The organism is Mycolicibacterium sp. SMGY-1XX, assembly GCF_059132455.1.
Genome location: NZ_CP101139.1, coordinates 3,180,238 through 3,195,009, shown reverse-complemented (window position 1 = coordinate 3,195,009; position 14,772 = coordinate 3,180,238). Strand labels below are relative to the sequence as shown.

The window sequence follows — 14,772 nt, the reverse complement described above, 5'->3', positions numbered from 1 at the left end:
CCGACAAAACAGCCCGCGGAGTGACACCTGATAGTCAAGGGACACAGGAGTTTTGGTTGAAGTCGAGGCCGAACTCAGACCGGCGATGCCCGCGCCGATTTCTCTCGTCTGAGTTCTGACTCGAACCGCATGCACGCACCTTCAGCCGGCGGATCCACTGGGTCGTCGGCTGTCGGTATTTCAAAACACCAGCAAGGGTGCCCCGGTGAGCATCTCGGCCAGGAAGTTCACGAAGAAGAACCCGAAGAACGGGGCACACAGCAACACCGCCCCGTTCGCAAAGATCGTCGGTCGTGCCGGTTGCGGTAGACGCCGGTTCAGGTAGACCACCAGGAACGGGAAGATCAGCATTCCCAGGGTTGCCATGTTGCCCGAAATCTGCAGCAGGGTCGCCGGGACGGCCAGGTGGAGCATCACTGCCATCACCGCCGCGAAGCCGATCATGGAGATGAAGTAGAACCGGCGGGGGTCTTTCCGCACCCGGCTGCCCAGGCCCGACGCACTGCCATTGATGGCATCGACGAGCACCCGAACCAGACCTTCGAACACGTTGATCGAGGTCTTGACGAGCAGCAGGGCACCCAGGATCAGTGTGAGCCAAAACAACATCCGGCCGTGCTGAGCGCCGAGAATGTCGGCAACGTAGGTCGGCATGGTGCCGGCGGTCGGCTGGTTGTCGGTACTGCGGGCCAGGTGTGATACCAGCACCGCGGGCAGCAGCATCCCCAACAGGGCTGCGGGGAAGAACACCACCCACATGTCGATCCGCAGCAACCGCCTCCACCGTTTCCACTGCTCACGGTTGTACTCGGTGTCCGCGAACGTCACACCGATGGCGTGAATCTCTCGTTGTTCCCCGCGTCCACCGGCGATGAAGCCCACTCGATGACCCATGCCGTATCCCTTGTCGCGAGTGGCCCATGATGTACCAGTTGAGGCCCGATACCAAGGCGGTGTAGCCGACAAGTGCGCCGACCGCAGTGGCAGTGGTGCCGGACTGCGGCAACGTAGGTGTGACGAACGCGCTGAGCGCCTCTCGCCAGATGCCTGCGGGCACCAGCGCAAGGTCCAGAATGACCAGCCCCGCCAGTGAGGCGGTGACGATGACGACGTTGAGGCGTTCGAGTGCCGCGGAGACCTTTTTGGCGACCAGCACCAACACCATGGCAGCGGCCAGCACTGCCAGCGCGAGGAGGCGGGTGATCTGAATATCACCTGGAAGCGCAACATGTCCGAACAACAAGGGATACAGCGCCTGTCCGGCGACGGCAAAGGTGCCCCCGAAGATGTAGCTCAGATACAGGACACCGAGACTGATCGGTACCCAGAACAGGAAGCCCGGCGGTACCCGGCCGAATCCGACGATCGGGACTTCGCCGGTGGCAAGAACGTAACGGGCGATTTCGATGTTGTAGATGGTCTGCAGCAGGGCGGAAAGGAACACGGCGAAGAACACTCCGGTGAACGGACCGTCTCCCATAGCGAGTGGGCCCAGGATCCATTCCCCATCACCGATGGATACTCCCAGCGCGATCAGGCTCGGGCCGATGGCGCAGGTGAGGATTTGCTTGCGGCCGAGCCGTGGGATGTCGACCAGCGGGGCGCGACGGCCCAAATGGAAGCTGTGTGTCATATTGTGCTTCATCAGTATTCGGTGACAGTGCGCGTTGGCTAGTACTCGTTGGCGACGAACAACTCCTGGGCCGGGAACTTCGTGAGGATCACCGGGCCGTCGTCGGTGACCACCACTTCCTCCTCGATCCGCGCGGCGGAGGTCCCATCGGAGGCCGGACAGTAGGTCTCCATCGCAAACACCATGCCCGCCTGCAACTCGATCGGATTCTCCAGCGAGTTCAGGCGCGAGATGATCGGCCGCTCATGCAAACCGAGCCCGAGCCCGTGGGCGAACTGCAGCCCGAAGGCAGCCATCTCGTTCTCGAACCCGAAATCCTCGGCCTTGGGTAACAACCGCGCAATCTGGTCCGAGCCAACCCCGGGCCGGATCGCCTCGATGGAGCGATCCATCCATTCCCGTGCGGTCTTGTAGGCATCACGCTGGCTCTGCGTGGCCGACCCCACCCCGAAGGTGCGGTAGTAGCAGGTGCGATACCCGTTGTAGGAATGGATGATATCGAAGAATGCCTGATCACCCGGGCGGATGATGCGGTCGGTGAAGTTGTGCGGATGCGGATTGCACCGCTCACCGGAGATCGCGTTGACGGCCTCCACCTGATCCGAGCCCAGCTCATAGAGCCGCTTGTTGGCCAAAGCGACGATCTCGTTTTCCCGCACACCGGGTTTGAGCACATCCACGATGTCCTGGTACACCCCGTCGACCATCGCGGCCGCCTGGTTGAGCAACATGATCTCGTCCTGCGACTTGATCACCCGGGCATCGAGCATGCTCTGCTGGGCATCCACCACCGTCAGGCCCTGGCGCTGCATCTCGAACAGGAACGGCGGCTCCACGATGTCCATGCCCACCGGGGCGTCCGCCACCCCGGCCTCCACCAGAAGCGCCTTGATCTCGGTCACCGCATCGCGCATCAGCCCGGCTTCCGGGGCCACCGCGCCGCGGAACCCGAGGAACCCGGCCCGCCAGTTCTCCTGCGGCAACCACGGCGAGTACAGCTTGTGATGCCGCACCGCCGAGCCGAAATCCCACAGGATCGGGTCCCGGTCGCGGGTCAGCAGGCAGTAGCGAATCATCTTGTCGCCCAGTGCCCCACCGATCCACGTCTGGGTGGTGTAGCGGATGTTGTAGAAATCGAACAGCAGGAACGCCCCACAACCGCTGGCTTCCAACGCCGCCTTGGCCCGCCCGATGCGGTAGTCCCGCAACCGGGCGAAATCCACCCGCTCCTCGTAGTCCACGCCCATGTGGCCCGGCGAACCGATCGGAGGCGTGATGCTCGTCTGGAGATTCGCTCCATCCGTTGTCGGAATGATCATGTCGCCCGTCTTTGATGAGTAGCGCGATGTCGCCCGGCGCAGTTGTCCGCCAAGGCGCCGTCGGGAACGAAGTGAGTCGCCGGCCACGCGGGGCATTGCCGGGTAGTAATGCAAACCTTTGCATGACGTACACCGGCCAGTGTTACCCATTGCCGTCTGACTGTCAAGAACAGACAGTGATTGGCAGCCAATGCCTTTCAGGAAGCAGCGGCGGCACTGCAGGCCGCGTCTGCCGAAGCGCGCGAGCTCACGCGCTCAAACGACGGTCCGGCTGAGCCGGCGCGCTCACCGACTCACGAATGACCAACTGCGGCTCCAGCTGAATGGTCCCGGGCGGTTCGTGTTGACCGTCGACCTGGTTCAGGAGCATGGCGCCTGCCCGTCGGCCGAGGTCGTGGCTGGGGAGCCTGACCGTGGTGAGCCGAGGAGTCAGGTGCGCCGTCAGCGGCGCGTCGTTGTAACCGATCAGCGAGATATCCTGCGGACAACGCAAACCTGCCTCGTCCATCGCCTCGAGCACGCCGACGGCCATCAGGTCGTTGTGGGCGAAGATGGCAGTCGGTCGCCCTTGGTCCGATCGGAGCAGAGCGGACGCGAGTCGCCTGCCCTCGGCTGTGGTGGGTTCGACGGCCTGCTCGCCGACGGCCAACTCTGAGTAATTGTGCTCGACCATTACCTCGCTGAAGCCCCGTGCGCGCCCCGCGAATGACGACACATCGGGCGGCCCCTGCAGTTGGGCGATCCGCCGATGACCAGAAGCGATCAGGTGTTCGGTCACCATACGGGCCCCCAGGACGTCGTCATGGGCGACCGTGTGGTGACCGCCTCCGCTGACGCGGCGCACCACAAGAACCACCGGAACCGATTGTTCCAGCGCGCTGATGAACGAGCCGTCATCGATATGCGCTGCGCTGATGACGATTCCGTCGACCCGCCGTGAGAGCAGGTGCTCGCAGATGCGGCGCAGGGCAGCCGGATCCTCCCGCGTCTCCGATACCGCGGTCATGAATCCGCGCGGACCGAGGACGTCTTCCAGTCCTCGAAGAATAGGTGGGAGGAAAGGGTTACCCAGATCGGCCACCACGGCCCCGATCACCCCGGTGCTGCCTTTGCGTAGACCACGCGCCATCACGTTGGCCTGATAGCCCAGTTCGCGTGCGGCCGCCTCGACCCTCTCCCGCGTTTCAGGGCTGACCTTGTGCGCGCGTTTCGGATCCAGTGCCCGCGACACGGTTCCGAAATGAACGCCGGCCCGATCGGCAACGTCCTTCAACGTCACGTCAGGCATTGCACTCCTCTGCCTTCAGCACACCTGGGCGGACCACGGACGAGGTCATCCTAACCCCGGTGCAAAAGTTTGCACAGTGTTTCGCCCGTGATTCGCAGTCGGCTACTTCGCGAGTTCAGCGCGTGCGGTTTCCCGGACACCGAAGATCAGCGTCACGGCTCCGATCCCCCCGCACGCCGCAGCCCACGCGGCGACAGGCACGAGGCTGCCGGACACATTCACCACCTCGGCGGCCAGGGTAGGCCCGAAGCTGATGACGATCAGGCCGAGATTGATGCCCAGAGCCGAACCGGTGTAACGGACTGCTCGCGGCATCACTTCAACCGTCACCAGGTATGTGGTTGCGATGGTGACGCCGTTGATGACGTAGTACACGAGCAGCACGATGCCGAGAACGACGAGGCTCTGCGAGTTCTCCAGCGACCAGAACAAGGGATACGCCAGCACCGCAAGTGTGCCATAGCCGGCCAGCATCACGCCCCGGCGTCCGAATCGGTCCGACAGAGAGCCGATGACCGGGAAAGTCAACAGTGCCAACGAGATAACAACCGCCATCATCCAGTAGTACGGCTGTGCATCGAAGCCGCGAATCTTGATGAAGAACGTGGGGAAATAAGCGAGTACCAGTGTGGAGGTTCCGAACGTCGCAAACGTCAGCAGGGCGGCCTGGAGCACCTGCCAAGGATTCTGGGACAGAACCTGCCGCAGCGGGCTCTTGGCGACCTGCTTGCCGGACATCTCCAGGAACTCCGGGGAGTCCTCAAGCTTGAGCCGGAAGAAGGTGCAGATCAACGTGATTGGCGCCACCACCAGGAACGGAATCCGCCATCCCCAGGACTGCATCTGCTCGGGCGTGGTGGCGATGGTTGTCAGCCCGACGACGATCGCGGCGGCGGCATAGCCTCCCGTTGTCCCCATCGGGGTGAACGACGTGAAGAAGCCACGGCGTTGCGCCGGCGCGGATTCCGCCGTGTAGGACGCCGCTCCGGCAACTTCACCGCCGGCGCAGAATCCTTGAAGAGCACGCAACACCAGGAGCCCGACGGGTGCCACGATCCCGATCGTGCTGTAACCCGGCAGCAGTCCGATAGCGGTCGTGCACACCCCCATGGACAGAACAGTGACCACGAGCGCCTTGCTGCGTCCGTGCCTGTCGCCCATCCGCCCGAAATACCAGCCGCCAAGCGGGCGCACGATGTAGCCGACGGTGAAGGCGCCCATGGTGGCCAAGACGCCGATCGCCGGCTCGTCGCTGGGGAAGAAATGGCCCGCGATGTAGACGGCGACAAAGCCGTAGATTGCGAAATCGAAGTACTCGACCAGCGACCCCAGGCCACCGGCGACTGCGGCTCGCATCGGTTTCGGCCCTGATGGTCGGGCGACCGTCCCGGCGCCGGTGCCACGGTGGTCGGGTATTGGTGTCATCAGGTGATCCTCACTCGAAAGACTGATTGCACTTCGCCGGCCGTTTCCGCTGCCGCGCTGGCCGTTCTGTGCAAACCTTTGCATTACTGAGACTCAGCTTCCCGCAGGAGAGCCAACGTGTCAACCCTCACACTTTGACAGGGCCGCGACGATCGTCCTAAGCTGTGAGCAATCGTTTGCATCAGTGCGTCGCAACACACCCGTTGCAGCTGCAGCGGCACCCGGTCTCACCTGGACCGCGGAAGAGCAGACGCAAACATGATCGACAATCCCCGCAATCACGACACCCGAACGGAGCAGGTGAAACGCCATGCGAGCAGCTGTTTTTCATGGTCGAGGCGACGTCCGCATCGAGCAGGTACCCGACGTATCGGCCGCGCCTGGCGAACTGTTGCTGAAAGTGTGCGCGGTCGGCATCTGCGGAACCGACGCCCATGAGTTCGACACCGGTCCCGACATGTTCCCCATCGAGCATGCACATCCGGTCTCCGGCCACGTAGGACCGATGATCCCGGGGCACGAGTTGGCGGGCATCGTGATCAGCAAGGGGGCGGACGTCGCAGGTTTTGATATCGGGTCGCTGGCCGTGTCGGGTGCGGGCATCTCCTGCGGCGAGTGCTTCTGGTGCTTACGCAACATGACCAACCTGTGCCAGAGATATTCGACCCTGGGGTTGAACCAGAATGGGGCGCTGGCGGAATATGTTGCGGTACCTGCCTCCATCTGCGTTGATGCGTCGGGTCTAGACATCACCGGTGACACTGCCGCGCTGGCTCAGCCGATGTCGATTGCGGTGCACGCCATGCGGCGGGGACGACTTGCACCCGACGAATCGGCGGTCATTCTAGGAGCCGGCGGTATCGGCGCATTCCTGACTTACGCGGCCGTCGACCGGTGCCATAGTGTCGTCGTCTGCGACCTGGACGCCGGCCGGCTCCGAGTGGCCGATGCTCTCGGAGCCACGCACACCGTACGTATCGGGGGCGAGCACGATGTCGTGGAGGTGCTGTCCGAACACGGCATCATCGCCTCGGTCATCTACGAAGTTTCCGGCAGCACAAGTGGTTTCAAACAGGCCATTGATCTTGCGCCACGCGGCGCGAGGGTGGTCATGGTGGGCCTCCAGCACAATCCGGTGGAGATCGATGCACGCGAGATCTCACTACGCGAAGTCGAGTTGATCGGTACCAACGCCCACGTCTGCGCTCTGGATCTGCCTGAGGCGCTGCGCTTGCTGGCGTCACGTCGCGGTGGGTGGAGCGACGTCGCGCCGGTGGCGCTCTCACTCGACGACCTGGTCGAGAAGGGCCTTCGCCCGCTGGCGGAACGGCGCAGTACACGAATCAAAACGTTGATCGATCCGTGGGCGCCCGACACCCGCGAGACGCGGTTCTCATGAGCACGTTAACAGTTGCATTCCTCGGCCTGGGCCGAATGGGTCGCCCGATGGCCGCCAATATCGCCGGCGCCGGCTTTTCGGTGGTCGTGTGCAACCGCACCCGCCGTCTCGCCGAGGACTTCGCGCGCACACGGCCCGGAATCACTGTGGCCGACGACCCGCGGGAAGCAGCCGAGAACGCGGACGTCGTGGTGACCATGCTCGCCGATGAGCATGCCCTCCGTGCCGTCTACCAAGGGCCTCGAGGCCTGCTCGCCGGGTGGTCGCCCGGCAAGGTCGCACTGGACATGGGCACCACCGGCCCGGCAGGGACAGCCTGGCTGGCCCGGGAGATCGACGCCGCCGGCGGAACGGCGGTCGATGCGCCGGTATCCGGTGCCGTGAGAGCGGCGGAGGCCGCTGCTCTCACCATCATGGTCGGAGGTCCGACCACCGTCGTGACGCGTCTACGGCCACTGCTGCAGTCAATGGGTGCGGTGATCTATCACCTCGGCGACTCTGGATCCGGTGCGGTGATGAAACTCGCCGTCAACAACGTGATCTACGGGCTCGGTCAGGCGGTATCCGAATCACTGGTGCTGACCGAGCGCGCCGGTATCGACCGCGAGCAGGCCTACGATGTGTTCTGCAACAGCGCCGTGGCCGCCCCTATGGTGAACTACCGTCGCGACAACTACGTCCGTCCAGATAGCGCGGCCACTCAGTTCGCGCTGACGCTTGCGGCCAAAGACCTCGGGCTGATCACGACGTTGGCCGCAGAGCTCGGCGCGCTGATGCCACAGGCTTTGGTCAACCGCGACACCACACTCCGGGCAATCGACCACGGTCTGGGCGATCAGGACATGGCCGCGGTGGCGGTCTATCTGCGTGCCCTCAGCTGATGCGGGTCAGCCGCCCGGCTGCATGAAGGGCTCAAGTCGGGCACTTGTCCGCGTCTCGATCGAGTAGAGCGAAGTGCTGGCCGTGAGGAACAAGGTGCTCCAGCCGGGGCCGCCTATTGTGCCGATGTGCTGCCCGTTCGGTGCGAATACCCACAGGCCGCCGGGGGCGGTGACCCAGACATTGCCCGCGGCATCGCATTTCATGCCGTCCGGTACCCCGAGGTCGTCGTTGCGCGTGCCGGAGGTGTCAGCCTTCCACAGACCTGACGCGAATTCGCGTGGGTTTTCGAGCCGTCCATCGGGGCGGACGTCGAAAACCCGGATGTTCGCCTGATCGGTGTCGTTGATGTACAGCAGCGTCTCATCCGGGGAGAAACACAGGCCTTTGGGCTGTGTGAACATCTCACGCTCGACGACCAGCTCGAGGTCACCCTCCACCGGTAGCCGATAGACCCCTTGAAATCCCAATTCGGACCGGCGTTCCAATCCGTATCCCGGCATCCGGCCGTACATCGGGTCGGTGAAGTAGATCGACCCGTCCGCCCGGACAACCACGTCGTTCGGGCTGTTGAGTTCGCGACCCTCGAAATGTGTTGCCAGCACGGACCTCAATCCTGCCCGGTCGAACCGAGCGATGCAGGACGTGCTGTGCTCACACACCACCAGATTCAGGTTCCGGTCGAAGGTCATGCCGTTGGCGTGTGGGGTCGGCCGTGCGACCTCCACCACGCCGGACGCGTCCCACCGCCGTCGCGGGTCGCCGGGAATGTCCGAGAACAACAGATAGCGCTCGGTGGGGTGCCACACCGGGCCTTCGACGAAAGCGTAACCGTTGCCCAGCCGGCGCACCCGGGCCTCCACGTCGAGAAGCACTCGAAGCTCCGGTCGAGCGCCTGATGGCGGGTCGTGGCCGGCCGACTCAGCCCTGCTGCTGAAGGCCGGTCAAGACAAAGCGACCCGGCCACTGATCCTCGATCTCGGAGATGCGCCGCGCAATGCGCCAGCGCCCATCCGCGTCGCGCCGCATGGTGTCAAGGTAGCGGCCCATCCCCCACACGAAGGACGGTTCGTCCTCACGGGGATCGAACCGGAACATGTAGCTCACCACATCAGCTGTGTCCCCGTGGATTTCGATTCGACTGTTCAGCACCAGGTGCTTGTGGTACTGCTCGGGTGCGTGTGAGTGGCGAGTGGCGAAGTCGATGGTTCCGGCGCGGCCCTCCCAGCGGTGCACAGACCCGTCCGGGCGCCGGTTCTCGCGCACCGCGTCGTCGGTGAAGCAGTCCACCAATCGGTCGAAGTCGCCGTAATCGATTGCGTGCCCGTACTGCGTCAAGGTGTCGAGAATGGCGTTGCGATCCTCGATCTTTTGCACACGCGCCAAAAGCGCCGCGAAATCATCCTGGGACATTCCCCACTCCAATCATGTTGCGATACAACCTATAACAGACAGCTGTTCATGTGCAATCGTTTGCATTATGCCATGGGAGTCCGATGTCATGCAACAGGCCCACAAGGCCACGGGCATTTCGGCGACCACCCACGGTGTGACTTCAGTTCGAGAAATGTGACGGCATTCTCGGGACCAAACCGACGTCGCGGCGCATTCGAGCAGGGCCGCCGGTACGGTGCCAGCATGGCCACCTGGGCGGACGTCGCGCGACTGGTCGGCGAGCTTCCCGAGACCGCGGAGCCGTCACCGCGCAACTGGCGGGTGCGCACGAAGCTGATCGTGTGGGAGCGACCATTGCGCAAAGCCGATATGGCGGCACTGGGCGACTCCGCGCCGACGGGCGACATCCTCGGCGCTCGTGTTGCCGACGAAGGCGTCAAGTTCGCCCTCATCGCCGAGGAACCCGACGTGTACTTCACCACCCCGCATTTCGACGGCTACGCCGCGGTACTGGTGCGGCTGGCCCGGATCGATGTGCCGGCGCTGCGAGAGTTGGTCACCGACGCCTGGCTGGCACAGGCCCCCAAGAAATTGGTCAAGGATTTCCTGGACGATTCCGCCTGACCGGCGTGGCTGCGGAGGATCATCAGCGACATGGCTGCCACCGATTCCACCTTCTACCGCAGCCCGGGCGCCGCCATCACCGCGGCACCCGAGCAGCTTGCCTATGTCGCCGCCTACGATCCGACGGCCCGCATCAACGACGCCCTCGCAGTGCTCGACTGCAATCCCAGATCAGACAGCTACGGTTGCGTGGTCGGCTGGTCGGAACTACCGAGCGCCGGCAACGAACTGCACCACTTCGGCTGGAACGCGTGCTCGAGCGCGCTCTGCCATGACGGTCATGACCACCACAACCTCGAGCGGCGGTTCCTGCTGGTACCGGGTCTTCGGTCGTCGCACACCTATGTCCTCGACACCAAACCCGACCCACTGAACCCGAAGCTCAGCCACGTCATCGATGCCGCCGAACTGTCGGCCAAGGCCGGCTACTCGCGGCCACACACCGTTCACTGCGGACCCGGTGCCATCTTCATGTCCGCTCTGGGTGGCGCCAACGGCGACGACGGGCCCGGCGGCGTGGCGTTGATCGACCACGACACCTTCGAGGTGCTCGGCCCGTGGGAGCAGGACCGCGGAGCGCAGTACTTCGCCTACGACGTGTGGTGGCACCTGCGGCAGGACACCGTGGTGACCTCCGAGTGGGCCACGCCCTCCATGATCGAACCCGGATTGAATCCGGAGGATCTACTGGGCCGCCGGTTCGGCCACCACATCAATTTCTGGAGTATGTCGGAGCGGAAGCTGACCCAGCGCATCGACCTCGGCGACGAGCACCAGATGGTGCTCGAACTGCGCCCCGCCCACGACCCGACCAAGTCCTGGGGGTTCGTCGGCGTGGTGATCAGCGTCGAGGATCTGTCGGCGTCGATCTGGTTGTGGCACCGCGACGGTGACGCCTGGGCCGTCGACAAGGTGATCACCATTCCGGCCGAGCCGGCCGACGCTGCCGATTTGCCCCCGGCCCTGCAACCTTTCGGCGCGGTACCACCTCTGGTCTCCGACATCGATCTGTCCGTCGATGATCAGTGGCTCTACGTATCATGTTGGGCCACAGGAGAACTCAAACAATACGATGTCAGCGACCCGTTCCACCCGAAGGAGACGGCCTCGGTGCGGTTGGGCGGCGTGGCACGCCGGGAGCCGCACCCGGCCGAGCCCGGCCTGCGCCTGGCCGGCGGGCCGCAGATGGTGGAGATCAGCCGGGACGGCCGACGGGTGTATGTCACCAACTCGCTGTACGCGTCGTGGGACGACGTCTTCTACCCGGACGGGGTGGGAGCCTGGATGGCCAAGCTCGATGCCGACCCCTCCGGCGGCTTGACAGCCGATCCGCGCTTCTTCCCGCACGGCGAGGACTTCCGCGGTCTGCGGGTGCATCAGACCCGGCTGCAGGGCGGTGACGCGTCCAGCGACTCCTACTGCTTCACCGGTTGAGCAACTGCACACCCAGCTCGTCGGCGGGGACGTCGTGCCCGTCGGCGCAACGCATCTGCACAGCGGTCTCGGCTCCACAACCGTTGTGCACCAGCTGGATTCGGGAACGGTGGGGCAGGTGCTGTCGGCCCCACTGGAACATGGCCCACACCACCGGCATGAAGTCGACACCGGCCTCGGTGAGCACGTACTCCTCGCGGGCCCGCTGACCCGGTTCACGGTAGGGCCGTTTGGTCAACAGACCCGCCTCGACGAGTTCGGTCAGCCGCGCCGACGTCGCCGCTTTGGTGATGCCGACCCGCCTGGCGAAATCGTCGAACCGCGTGGTGCCGTAGTACGCCTCGCGCATCATCAGCATCGCGGACTTCTGCCCCACGACCGCCATCGTCTTCTCGATCGGGCATTCGCCCACCGCCGACCAGGCATCGCGGTCGACCAGCGGACCCTGCAGCACCGGCATCGGAATCCTTTCATCATCTGAGTTGTTCTAACTATACCCAGGTGCTATATCTGGATATACACAACGATACTCAGCGGTGAGCGTCAGGAGGAAAAATGACCGGATTTTCAGACCGGGATGCGGTGATCGTGGGTGCGGTGCGCACACCGATCGGCAAGGGCAAAGCCAACGGCGCTTTGCACGGCGTGCTGCCCGCCGACCTACTGGCGCACAGCCTGCGCGAACTCGTCGCCCGCACCGGGATCGACCCCGCGGAGGTCGATGACGTCATCGCCGGAGCCGTCACCCAGGTGGGCGATCAGGCCGTCAACATCGCCCGCAACGCCCTGTTGGGCGCGGGCTTCCCGGAAACCGTTCCGGGTACCACCGTCGACCGCCAGTGCGGCAGCAGCCAACAGGCCATCAGTTTCGCCGCCCAGGGTGTGCTCGCGGGCGCCTACGACATCGTCATCGCCGCGGGTGTGGAGTCCATGAGCCGGGTGCCGATGGGTAGTTCGGTCCTGCCCGGCAGTAACCCGTTCGGCAACGACATGGCCGCCCGCTATCCCGAAGGTCTTGTGCCGCAGGGCATCAGCGCCGAGTTGATCGCCGCCAAGTGGGGCCTCTCGCGCCTCGAGCTCGACGAGTTCTCCGCGGCCAGCCACGAGAAGGCCGCCCGGGCCACCAAGGAAGGGCTGTTCGACAACGAGCTGGCGCCGATCGCCGGTCTGAGCACCGACGAGATCATCCGGCCCGGCACCACTGTCGAGACGCTGGCCGGGCTCAAGCCGGCGTTCTACAACGAGGCGTACAGCGCCCGCTTCCCGCAGATCAACTGGGAGATCACGCCGGGCAACTCGTCGCCCCTGTCAGACGGCAGCGCCGCGGTGATGATCACCAGCGGTGCGACGGCGCGACGCCTCGGGCTCGAGCCCTTGGCCCGCATCCACACCACCACGGTCGTCGGTTCCGACCCGCTGTACATGCTGACCGGCGTCATCCCCGCCACCGAGAAGGTGTTGCACCGGGCCGGATTGACCATCAAGGACATCGATCTGTTCGAGGTGAACGAGGCGTTTGCGCCCGTGGTGCTCAGCTGGGCCCGGGACACCGGGGCTGACCTGGCCAAGACCAACGTCAACGGCGGTGCCATCGCGATCGGACACCCGCTGGGCGCCAGCGGTGCCCGCATCATGACCACTCTGGTCAACGCCCTGCACCAGCGCGGCGGCCGCTACGGCCTGCAGACCATGTGTGAAGGCGGCGGCATGGCCAACGCCACCATCATCGAAGCTCTTTGAGATTTCGGCGCGCTCACAACCGCTGAGCGGTTACGAGCGCGCCGAACTCACGCTCGGGTGAGCTCGAACAGCGGGATGACGCGGGTTGTCTTGGCCTGGTACTCACCGAAACCCGGGGCGACGGCCACCACCTTGGCGTACAGCTCGTCGCGCTCGTCGGAGGGCAATTCGCGCACGTTCACGTCGTAGGCGTCGGTGCCGACTTCGATGTGTGCGCGGGGGTTGGCCCGCAGGTTGTGCACCCACGCCGGGTCTTTCGGCGCACCCGCGTAGGAGCCGACGATCAGCATCTTGCCGTTGATGGTCAGATACGCCAGCGGTGAGAGCCGGGGTTGACCACTCTTGGCTCCGGTGGTGTGCAGCAACAGCAGGGTGGCGCCGTCGAACGGCCCGCCCACCTTGCCGCCATTGGTGCGGAACTCTTCTACGATCGCGGCGTTGAATGCGTTCAAGTCAGGCATGTCGGTCACGACTGCCATCGTGCCTCACGCCGAGCACGCCCATCGCGTGCTCCCGGTGAACAGCGAACAACGCCACAGCGGCGTCCACATCCCCGACGCGCAACACCTCGGCGAGCTCCCGGTGCTCGGCGGGCAGATGGGTCAGGTAATCGGTGGTGTCCACCCCGATTCGGGTCAGCAGCAGCAGATACACCTGCGAGCGGATGGCCTGCCACGCCACGGTCAACCGCGAGTGCTTGGCCGCGTGGTACACGGCGTCGTGGAAAGCGATATCGCAGCGCACCATGTCGTGCGCGGTCTCGGCGCGAGCCATGGCCGCCACCGCCTGGTCCACCTCCGTCAGATCCCGGTCGCCGCCCACCACCAACCGGACCGCAAGCTCCTCCAATGCGCTACGCAGCGAATGCAATTCGGCGACATCTTCCTCCGACAGCGCAGCCACCGTGGTTCCACGGTGCCACTCACTGCGCACCAGGCCTTCGCGTTCCAGCAGCAGAAGCGCCTCTCGCACCGGGCCGCGGCTCACGCGCAGCGCCGCGGAGAGTTCCACCTCTCGCAGCGACGAACCGGGCGGGTAGCCGCCGGCGAAGATCGCGTCGCGGATGTTGTCGGCCACCTCCGCGGCCAATCCGCGCCGCCGGGCGGGTGCAACGGTCACAGCGCCTCCCTCGATTTGTCAGAATGTTAACATTCAGACATCCGCTGATCCCGTTGAAAGGTGCGACGTGAGCGCAGTCCTCGACTCCCCCATCCCCCGCTTTCATCTGGCGGTGCCGGTCGACGATCTCGACGCCGCCCGCACGTTCTACGGCGACATCCTGGGATGCGAGCAGGGCCGCACCGACACCAACTGGACCGACTGGAACTTCCACGGCCACCAGCTCGTCACCCACAAGGTTGCGCAACCACCGGCACGAGCCCACAATCCCGTCGACGGCCACGACGTTCCCGTGCCGCACTTCGGGCTGGTCCTCACCGTCACCCGATTCCACGAACTCGCGGCCCGGCTCAAAGCCGCCGAGCAACAGTTCGTCATCGAGCCGTACGTCCGCTTCGAGGGTCAGCCGGGCGAACAGTGGACCATGTTCCTCTACGACCCGGCCGGAAATGCGTTGGAGTTCAAGGCATTCGCCGACGACGACCAGGTGTTCGCGGTCTAGCCGGCCGCCGCGGTA

Annotated in this window: 16 protein-coding genes; 6 read left to right on the top strand and 10 right to left on the bottom strand. The window is 64.7% G+C overall.

What is annotated here, in order from left to right; all coding sequences use genetic code 11:
* Positions 1–180: 180 nt before the first annotated feature.
* The 5 genes from NL241_RS15765 to NL241_RS15745 all read right to left on the bottom strand — a co-directional run bounded on the left by NL241_RS15765 (position 181) and on the right by NL241_RS15745 (position 5,665).
* A complete protein-coding gene (locus tag NL241_RS15765; protein WP_494398027.1) occupies positions 181–894 on the bottom strand; it encodes an Nramp family divalent metal transporter in 714 nt (237 codons plus the stop codon).
* Positions 797–1,633 carry a hypothetical protein gene (locus NL241_RS15760; protein ID WP_494398026.1) on the bottom strand — a complete coding sequence of 279 codons (837 nt, stop codon included), beginning with the start codon at positions 1,631–1,633 and terminating at the stop codon, positions 797–799. The genes NL241_RS15765 and NL241_RS15760 overlap by 98 nt, the downstream gene beginning before the upstream one ends.
* 38 nt (positions 1,634–1,671) lie before the next feature.
* Positions 1,672–2,952 (bottom strand): M24 family metallopeptidase, encoded by a 1,281-nt coding sequence (locus tag NL241_RS15755; RefSeq protein WP_494398025.1) that lies wholly within the window; start codon positions 2,950–2,952, stop codon positions 1,672–1,674.
* Positions 2,953–3,199: 247 nt separating this feature from the next.
* Positions 3,200–4,231, bottom strand: a complete 1,032-nt coding sequence (locus NL241_RS15750; RefSeq protein WP_494398024.1) for a LacI family DNA-binding transcriptional regulator — start codon at positions 4,229–4,231, stop codon at positions 3,200–3,202.
* 111 nt (positions 4,232–4,342) lie between these two features.
* Complete coding sequence (locus tag NL241_RS15745) at positions 4,343–5,665, bottom strand: MFS transporter (RefSeq protein WP_487692726.1); 1,323 nt, start codon at positions 5,663–5,665, stop codon at positions 4,343–4,345.
* A 310-nt stretch (positions 5,666–5,975) separates the two neighbouring features.
* Between NL241_RS15745 and NL241_RS15740 the strand changes: the two genes are divergently transcribed.
* Positions 5,976–7,064, top strand: a complete 1,089-nt coding sequence (locus NL241_RS15740; protein WP_487692725.1) for a zinc-dependent alcohol dehydrogenase — start codon at positions 5,976–5,978, stop codon at positions 7,062–7,064.
* Positions 7,061–7,945 carry an NAD(P)-dependent oxidoreductase gene (locus NL241_RS15735; protein WP_487692724.1) on the top strand — a complete coding sequence of 295 codons (885 nt, stop codon included), beginning with the start codon at positions 7,061–7,063 and terminating at the stop codon, positions 7,943–7,945. Before NL241_RS15740 ends, NL241_RS15735 begins: the two co-directional genes overlap by 4 nt.
* 6 nt (positions 7,946–7,951) lie before the next feature.
* On the opposite strand, the gene NL241_RS15730 is transcribed toward NL241_RS15735, so the two are convergent.
* Together NL241_RS15730 and NL241_RS15725 are read right to left on the bottom strand one after the other, a co-directional pair.
* Positions 7,952–8,818, bottom strand: coding sequence for an SMP-30/gluconolactonase/LRE family protein (locus NL241_RS15730; RefSeq protein WP_494398023.1), 867 nt, complete (start codon positions 8,816–8,818; stop codon positions 7,952–7,954).
* A gap of 46 nt (positions 8,819–8,864) precedes the next feature.
* The gene (locus NL241_RS15725; protein WP_487692722.1) at positions 8,865–9,356 is read right to left on the bottom strand and encodes a nuclear transport factor 2 family protein; all 492 of its coding nucleotides are present in this window, start codon (positions 9,354–9,356) and stop codon (positions 8,865–8,867) included.
* Between the two features lie 225 nt (positions 9,357–9,581).
* On the opposite strand from NL241_RS15725, the gene NL241_RS15720 reads away from it, so the two are divergent.
* Together NL241_RS15720 and NL241_RS15715 are read left to right on the top strand one after the other, a co-directional pair.
* Positions 9,582–9,962: an MmcQ/YjbR family DNA-binding protein gene (locus NL241_RS15720; RefSeq protein ID WP_487692721.1), complete on the top strand. Its 381-nt coding sequence runs from the start codon at positions 9,582–9,584 to the stop codon at positions 9,960–9,962.
* A gap of 30 nt (positions 9,963–9,992) precedes the next feature.
* Positions 9,993–11,396 carry a selenium-binding protein SBP56-related protein gene (locus NL241_RS15715; protein WP_487692720.1) on the top strand — a complete coding sequence of 468 codons (1,404 nt, stop codon included), beginning with the start codon at positions 9,993–9,995 and terminating at the stop codon, positions 11,394–11,396.
* On the opposite strand, the gene NL241_RS15710 is transcribed toward NL241_RS15715, so the two are convergent.
* The gene (locus NL241_RS15710) at positions 11,386–11,856 is read right to left on the bottom strand and encodes a winged helix-turn-helix transcriptional regulator (protein WP_494398022.1); all 471 of its coding nucleotides are present in this window, start codon (positions 11,854–11,856) and stop codon (positions 11,386–11,388) included. The genes NL241_RS15715 and NL241_RS15710 overlap by 11 nt on opposite strands.
* A 95-nt stretch (positions 11,857–11,951) precedes the next feature.
* On the opposite strand from NL241_RS15710, the gene NL241_RS15705 reads away from it, so the two are divergent.
* Positions 11,952–13,136, top strand: coding sequence for a thiolase family protein (locus tag NL241_RS15705; RefSeq protein WP_494398021.1), 1,185 nt, complete (start codon positions 11,952–11,954; stop codon positions 13,134–13,136).
* Between the two features lie 47 nt (positions 13,137–13,183).
* Here NL241_RS15705 and NL241_RS15700 read toward each other — a convergent pair whose 3' ends face one another.
* Both NL241_RS15700 and NL241_RS15695 read right to left on the bottom strand, forming a co-directional pair.
* Complete coding sequence (locus tag NL241_RS15700; protein ID WP_494398320.1) at positions 13,184–13,597, bottom strand: nitroreductase family deazaflavin-dependent oxidoreductase; 414 nt, start codon at positions 13,595–13,597, stop codon at positions 13,184–13,186.
* Positions 13,590–14,255 (bottom strand): GntR family transcriptional regulator, encoded by a 666-nt coding sequence (locus NL241_RS15695; RefSeq protein WP_494398020.1) that lies wholly within the window; start codon positions 14,253–14,255, stop codon positions 13,590–13,592. Before NL241_RS15695 ends, NL241_RS15700 begins: the two co-directional genes overlap by 8 nt.
* A 67-nt stretch (positions 14,256–14,322) precedes the next feature.
* Between NL241_RS15695 and NL241_RS15690 the strand changes: the two genes are divergently transcribed.
* Positions 14,323–14,757: a VOC family protein gene (locus NL241_RS15690; protein ID WP_487692716.1), complete on the top strand. Its 435-nt coding sequence runs from the start codon at positions 14,323–14,325 to the stop codon at positions 14,755–14,757.
* The last annotated feature ends 15 nt before the right edge of the window (positions 14,758–14,772 follow it).

Excerpts from the sequence above, each read along its gene's own strand:
- NL241_RS15765 (WP_494398027.1), bottom strand. The coding sequence starts at position 894 with ATGGGTCATCGAGTGGGCTTCATCGCCGGTGGACGCGGGGAACAACGA.
- NL241_RS15760 (WP_494398026.1), bottom strand. The coding sequence starts at position 1,633 with ATGACACACAGCTTCCATTTGGGCCGTCGCGCCCCGCTGGTCGACATC.
- NL241_RS15755 (WP_494398025.1), bottom strand. The coding sequence starts at position 2,952 with ATGATCATTCCGACAACGGATGGAGCGAATCTCCAGACGAGCATCACG.
- NL241_RS15745 (WP_487692726.1), bottom strand. The coding sequence starts at position 5,665 with ATGACACCAATACCCGACCACCGTGGCACCGGCGCCGGGACGGTCGCC.
- NL241_RS15740 (WP_487692725.1), top strand. The coding sequence starts at position 5,976 with ATGCGAGCAGCTGTTTTTCATGGTCGAGGCGACGTCCGCATCGAGCAG.
- NL241_RS15735 (WP_487692724.1), top strand. The coding sequence starts at position 7,061 with ATGAGCACGTTAACAGTTGCATTCCTCGGCCTGGGCCGAATGGGTCGC.
- NL241_RS15725 (WP_487692722.1), bottom strand. The coding sequence starts at position 9,356 with ATGTCCCAGGATGATTTCGCGGCGCTTTTGGCGCGTGTGCAAAAGATC.
- NL241_RS15720 (WP_487692721.1), top strand. The coding sequence starts at position 9,582 with ATGGCCACCTGGGCGGACGTCGCGCGACTGGTCGGCGAGCTTCCCGAG.
- NL241_RS15715 (WP_487692720.1), top strand. The coding sequence starts at position 9,993 with ATGGCTGCCACCGATTCCACCTTCTACCGCAGCCCGGGCGCCGCCATC.
- NL241_RS15710 (WP_494398022.1), bottom strand. The coding sequence starts at position 11,856 with ATGCCGGTGCTGCAGGGTCCGCTGGTCGACCGCGATGCCTGGTCGGCG.
- NL241_RS15705 (WP_494398021.1), top strand. The coding sequence starts at position 11,952 with ATGACCGGATTTTCAGACCGGGATGCGGTGATCGTGGGTGCGGTGCGC.
- NL241_RS15700 (WP_494398320.1), bottom strand. The coding sequence starts at position 13,597 with ATGCCTGACTTGAACGCATTCAACGCCGCGATCGTAGAAGAGTTCCGC.